This is a genomic window from Mycobacterium sp. ZZG, assembly GCF_054786995.1.
Map to the genome: position 1 here is coordinate 1 of NZ_JBTBFV010000118.1, position 4,510 is coordinate 4,510.

A 4,510-nucleotide genomic window follows, 5' to 3' on the forward strand; every position below is an offset into this window, starting at 1 on the left:
GGCTCAATCTCGTCGAGCGCTGGTTTGCCGAGCTGACCACCAAGAAACTGCGCCGCTCCACTCACACCTCGGTGCGGCAACTCAACGCCGATATCCGTGCCTGGATCGACACCTGGAACGACAACCCCAAGCCTTACGTCTGGACTAAGACCGCCGACCAGATCCTGGCAAGCATCGCCAACTACTGCAACCGAATTAATGACTCAGGACACTAGTCGCACGGCGCACCGGCCGACGAAGACGCGCATGGTCGGTGCGGGTTGTGCTGCCAGGACACGCGCACAGTCTGCCGACTCATGTCAGGATCGCCCGCGCTGCGCGCTCGGCGACCAGCATGACCGGCGCGTTGGTGTTGCCAGAAGTGATGGTGGGCATCGCCGAAGCATCGACCACTCGAAGTCCGGCGACGCGGAACACGCGGCAGTCGGAGTCGAGCACGGCGGTGGCCGACCGCGGCAGACCGCGCATGTCGAAGGCACCCATCGCGCAGGTACCCACCGGGTGAAAGATGGTGGTGCCCAGTTCACCGGCTGCCACCTGGAGGTCTTCGTCGCTCTTCAGTCGTGGGCCGGGGAGCATCTCTTCCGGGCGATAGCGGGCCAGGGCCGGCGCCGCCATGATCTGGCGGGTCATCCGCAGGCCCCGTACGGCGGCTTCACGATCGGCGTCAGTGGACAGGTAGTTGCAGGAGATCTTCGGGTGGGTCAGCGGATCCGCATCGGCCATTCGCACGTGGCCACGCGAGGTAGGGCGCAGATTGCAGACCGAGGGAGTGATGGCTCCGTAAGGGTGCAGAGGTTCGCCGAACTTCGGCAGAGACAAGGGTTGCACATGCCACTCCAGATCAGGGCTGGCCAGCGCGGGGTCGCTCTTGGCGAAGGCCCCCAGCGTGGACGGCGGCATCGTGAGGGGTCCTGACCGCAGCAGCAGGTACTGGATTCCCATGCCGGCACGGGTGATCCAATTCCGATACAGCGTGTTGACGGTGCGCGCGCCCCGGACACGGTAGACAGTTCGAAGCTGCAGATGGTCCTGGAGGTTTTCACCGACACCGGGCAGATCGACGACCACCGGCACGTGATGCTGGGCGAGCAGCCCGGCCGGGCCCAGACCCGAGACCTGCATCAGGTGCGGCGAGCCGATGGCTCCAGCGCTCAGGATCACCTCCCGGCGGGCCCGCACGTCGACGATCTGGCCGTCTTTGAGCAGCCGCACACCAGTGACGCGGTGCTGCGCGGTGGTCCAGGCACCGCGCCGCTGATGGTCGCGAACCTGATCGTCCATCAGCAGCTGTAAGGCCTGGGTCTGTGTGTAGACGGTGAGATTGGCGCGGTGGGTGACAGGGTGCAGGAACGCGTCGGCCATCGACCAGCGCCGGCCACGGCGCTGATTGACATGAAAATACGCACTGCCGGAATTGTCGCCGCGGTTGAACTCATCGATCGGGGAGATGCCCAACTGGGCGGCGGCGGCCTGCCAGGCGTCCAGGATCTTCCAGCGCACGCGCGGCCGCTCGACCCGGATCTCCCCACCGGCGCCGTGCCAGTCGTCGGCTCCGCCGAAGTAGTCTTCCAGCTGTTTGTAGATTTCCAGTGTCTCGCCGGGTCGGTCCGGGCCGCCCCACAGCCATCGCTCGTCGCCGGTGGCCTGCGCCCAGAGTTCGTAATCGCTGGCCTGCCCGCGCATGTGGATCATGGCGTTGATCGACGAACAGCCGCCGAGGACGCGGCCACGCGCGTAGATGATGCTGCGGCCGGCCAGACCTGGGTCGGGTTCAGTGGTGAAGCACCAGTCGGTGCGGGGGTTGGCAATGGTGTACAGGTAGCCCACCGGCACTTTGATCCAGAACCAGTCGTCTCTTCCGCCGGCCTCGATCAGGAGCACGCGGTGGTCGCGGTCGGCGCTGAGCCGGTTGGCGACCAGACAGCCCGCGCTGCCTGCTCCCACGATGATGAAGTCGAAGTCGGCGGCCGGGCTCATTCCGAGATCGTTCCTCCATGGCGTCGGGGTGCGACACCTAGTGTGCGCGATGACGGCCCGGCCTAGGCGCATCGCCATGCGTCCGGTCGCGTTTCACTGAGCGTTGACCGCGACTACCTTCGACGAGACCGCTGCGTCCCAACCGTCGGTGCTGGGTAATTCACTCCGAAGCGAACCTGAGTGAGCCCGGTAAACCACGTCACATTCCGAGCTTGAGGCCGGCACCGGCGTCAACGAAGAGCTGCTGACCTGTGACGAACCGGGATTCGTCGGAGGCCAGATACACGACCGCATGTGAGACGTCCTCGGGTTCCACCCACGGCGTGGGCATCGCTTGAAGCAGAGGGAAAACCAGTTCGGCATCTTCGCGAGTCGGTTCCCCGAGGTCGGGGCAACCTTGATGCGTCGGCTGGGATATGAGCGTTATGGTGCTGCCGAAGCGACTGGGGGACAAGTATCAGCGCCAGCGTCGCTCAACAGGACAGCGAACACGTCGCCGGCATCCTTCTCATGCCACCGCTCGCACCGCCGGACCCTCTCGACACCGGCGACATCGTCCACGCTGTTACTGGCGGCGCTGTTTTCCCGTTCGAGCTTCAGCGTCCGTCGCGCCGGTGGGCGGCGAAGCGGTTCACCGACATCCATTACTGGAGCGAGCCACCGGTGGGCGGGCATTTCCCGGCCTGGGAGCAGCCGGAACTGTTCGCCGAGGAAGTCACCGCTTTCTTTGCCACGGCAGAAGGAGCATCGAAAGGCACTTGAAGAGCAGGACTTTCGATTGCCGTCAGCCGTGGTCACGCCACGTCAGCACCTGCTTGAGCGGTGTGAGATCGTAACCGTCGTCGGCGGTGAGTTCGGTCTGGAACAACGTGACACCCGCCTCTCGGAACGCATCGGCGGTGTGGGCGTCCTGCCACAGCGTCGAACGTTCGATGTCCGCGCCGCTGCGACCGAACGTCGCCGCCAACTCGTCGACCCATTCGCTGGACCGCCGGAAGCCGTCGAGCTCCTGGTACGCGTGCCAGATGTCGGCGTGCCGGGCCACCGCGGGCAGCGAGCGTTTGGGCCCCGTGCCCCCGATGAGGATTGGGAGCTTGCGAACGGGCGGCGGAACCAATGCAGCAAGCCGGTTCTTGATGCGGATCAGGCTCTCGTCGAACAGGTCGAATCGGGAGCCGAACGTGCCGAAGTCGTATCCGTAAGTGGTGTAGTCTTTTTCGTACCATCCAGCGCCGAGGCCGAGGATGAGCCGGCCGCCGCTGATGTGGTCGACGGTGCGGGCCATGTCGGCGAGCAGGTCCGGGTTGCGGTAACCGACGCCGGTGACGAGTAGACCGATCTCGGCGTGCGAGGTGATTTCGCCCCACGATGCGAGCGCAGTCCAGCCCTCGAAGTTGGCGACGTCAGGCTGCTCGTCCGACATGACGGGCTTGCCGTCGACGATGGCCTCCAACGCCGGACGGTGGAAATGGTCGTAACCGAAGATCACGTCGACGCCGAGGTCGTCGGCAGCAAGGACGGCGTCGCGCCACGTGCGGTAGTCGGGGGTGCCGCCAGGCTGGATCTGCACGGCGACGCGGAGGGGACGGGTCATGGATGGCTCCTGAGTCGGGGGAGGTCGACTCTTGAGCCAAGTGCACCGACGCGGGGATTATTCCGCGCCTAATCGGCATTCTCATCGTCGTCGCGGCGCGCGGCCTCGATCACCTCCGGTGGAACGGGTTTCTGCAACCATGCCCGCATCCGCACCAAGCCGCCCGCGACGGCGCCGACGGCGACCACCGCCGCGATGACCCAGAAAGCAGTGAACATAGGTTTCAGTGTCCGCCGTCGACACGCCGGATGGGGCCGATACGCGGCGCGGACGGTCTGTGTTGGTTTCAACGTCGTGCCGCCGGGACGAACGCCCGGTCGAGGGTGCCGACGTCGGTGCCGGGGGAACGATCTCGTCGATCCGGTCCAGGATGTCGTCGCACAGGACGACCTCGACGCCGGCCAACAGAGGTATTCGATCCTGCGGAAACACTCATTGCCGCCACTGAATCTCACCGTTGCGGAGTCGTTGGCGGTGCTTGCGGGGCTTGGTTTGTTGGAGACCTCGCCGTATCGTGCGGCGGCGCGTCGGGCGCGGGCCAAGGTACTCGCGGTCAGCCGCGAGGACCAGCTCGCGCCCATCGACGAGGCGTTGGCGTCGATGTTCGTCATCGATTCCCAGCCGCGGTCCGAGGCGACGGTCGCGCTGATTCCGGAGGCCATCGCCGCGCGCCGCGTCGTACGGTCGAGCTATACCGCCAAGGATGGCGATACCAACACCACCCGGAACGTCGAGGCAATGGGTCTGCTGCGCGGGGGTGTTGCGTGGTTGTTCGTCGGATGGTGTCGACAGCGCGGGGGGCATCCGCGTGTCAATGGACAGTTGGAACTGCCCGTAGGCGGACATGAGAAGTGCCCGTAGGTGGCCAGTAAGAACTGCCCAGTGGCGGACACGAATCTGCCCGTGAGGGGTGGAGTCCGCCACCGGTGGTTGAGG

The 4,510-nt window shown here is 65.7% G+C and carries 5 protein-coding genes and 2 pseudogenes; 3 read left to right on the forward strand and 4 right to left on the reverse strand.

The genetic code is table 11. The features are described from left to right. Nucleotides 1-215: pseudogene (locus ACXMYJ_RS28555) on the forward strand (IS630 family transposase); the annotation flags it as partial. A gap of 79 nt (nucleotides 216-294) precedes the next feature. Here the strand turns inward: ACXMYJ_RS28555 and ACXMYJ_RS28560 are convergent. Both ACXMYJ_RS28560 and ACXMYJ_RS28565 read right to left on the reverse strand, forming a co-directional pair. Continuing rightward, nucleotides 295-1,980 carry a GMC family oxidoreductase gene (locus tag ACXMYJ_RS28560; RefSeq protein WP_460359477.1) on the reverse strand — a complete coding sequence of 562 codons (1,686 nt, stop codon included), beginning with the start codon at nucleotides 1,978-1,980 and terminating at the stop codon, nucleotides 295-297. A 199-nt stretch (nucleotides 1,981-2,179) separates the two neighbouring features. After that, a pseudogene (locus ACXMYJ_RS28565) lies at nucleotides 2,180-2,371 on the reverse strand (SDR family oxidoreductase); the annotation flags it as partial. Between the two features lie 119 nt (nucleotides 2,372-2,490). Here ACXMYJ_RS28565 and ACXMYJ_RS28570 point away from each other — a divergent pair. Further along, nucleotides 2,491-2,742, forward strand: coding sequence for a hypothetical protein (locus ACXMYJ_RS28570; RefSeq protein ID WP_460359478.1), 252 nt, complete (start codon nucleotides 2,491-2,493; stop codon nucleotides 2,740-2,742). A 22-nt stretch (nucleotides 2,743-2,764) separates the two neighbouring features. Here the strand turns inward: ACXMYJ_RS28570 and ACXMYJ_RS28575 are convergent, their stop codons facing one another. Both ACXMYJ_RS28575 and ACXMYJ_RS28580 read right to left on the reverse strand, forming a co-directional pair. After that, nucleotides 2,765-3,574: an LLM class F420-dependent oxidoreductase gene (locus ACXMYJ_RS28575; RefSeq protein ID WP_460359479.1), complete on the reverse strand. Its 810-nt coding sequence runs from the start codon at nucleotides 3,572-3,574 to the stop codon at nucleotides 2,765-2,767. 68 nt (nucleotides 3,575-3,642) lie between these two features. After that, nucleotides 3,643-3,792, reverse strand: coding sequence for a hypothetical protein (locus ACXMYJ_RS28580; protein ID WP_460359480.1), 150 nt, complete (start codon nucleotides 3,790-3,792; stop codon nucleotides 3,643-3,645). A 256-nt stretch (nucleotides 3,793-4,048) separates the two neighbouring features. Between ACXMYJ_RS28580 and ACXMYJ_RS28585 the strand changes: the two genes are divergently transcribed. Then, on the forward strand, nucleotides 4,049-4,435 hold the full coding sequence (locus ACXMYJ_RS28585) for a WYL domain-containing protein (RefSeq protein WP_460359481.1): 387 nt from the start codon (nucleotides 4,049-4,051) through the stop codon (nucleotides 4,433-4,435). The last annotated feature ends 75 nt before the right edge of the window (nucleotides 4,436-4,510 follow it).

Bases quoted from the DNA above. Each gene is read 5' to 3' on its own strand.
- ACXMYJ_RS28560 (WP_460359477.1), bottom strand. From the start codon at position 1,980: ATGAGCCCGGCCGCCGACTTCGACTTCATCATCGTGGGAGCAGGCAGC.
- ACXMYJ_RS28570 (WP_460359478.1), top strand. From the start codon at position 2,491: ATGCCACCGCTCGCACCGCCGGACCCTCTCGACACCGGCGACATCGTC.
- ACXMYJ_RS28575 (WP_460359479.1), bottom strand. From the start codon at position 3,574: ATGACCCGTCCCCTCCGCGTCGCCGTGCAGATCCAGCCTGGCGGCACC.
- ACXMYJ_RS28580 (WP_460359480.1), bottom strand. From the start codon at position 3,792: ATGTTCACTGCTTTCTGGGTCATCGCGGCGGTGGTCGCCGTCGGCGCC.